This window comes from Mycobacterium sp. DHQP2018-32-09, assembly GCF_058148405.1.
Window position 1 is genome coordinate 1 of the sequence record NZ_JBYVYK010000156.1, and the last position, 434, is coordinate 434.

Below are 434 nucleotides of genomic sequence, written 5' to 3' on the forward strand. Positions count from 1 at the left end.
TTGTTGCCATACTTCAAGGCATTTACGAACGGGAGACGCGTCTCCCGTACACCAAGAAGCTCGCCTTCTTTCAGATCGCGCGAATCGAGATGCTGGAACACAACCATCACGCGACGGCTGCTGTTGCTCCAGTCTCGACACTGCCTGATGACCAGATTGTACGGGTCATGGCGTTCAATGAATTCGTTCGGTGGATTGAACGTGAATTCGCGTTCCAGCATTAAGAACCTCTTGGGGTAGTTGTGGACACTTCTTTATTTACATGGACTGAGTGGCACGCTCAAACTTGGGACGCCACGCCTTGATCGCGTGCGTGAGACGCGAGCGCTGCATTTCCTTACCCATCAGCGTGAACATCTCAGCGTTCTCAAGGAACGCGTGTGAGCGATCCACGTACTGGGTGGGATGACAGCCTGCGGTTTCGTAGAAGAGAC

The 434-nt window shown here is 53.2% G+C and carries 1 protein-coding gene; it reads right to left on the reverse strand.

Translation table 11 applies throughout. The features are described from left to right. Positions 1-221 (reverse strand): hypothetical protein (locus tag AC30CM_RS27125; RefSeq protein WP_490119995.1); only part of this gene is annotated, 221 nt, incomplete at its 3' end. Positions 222-434: the final 213 nt, after the last annotated feature.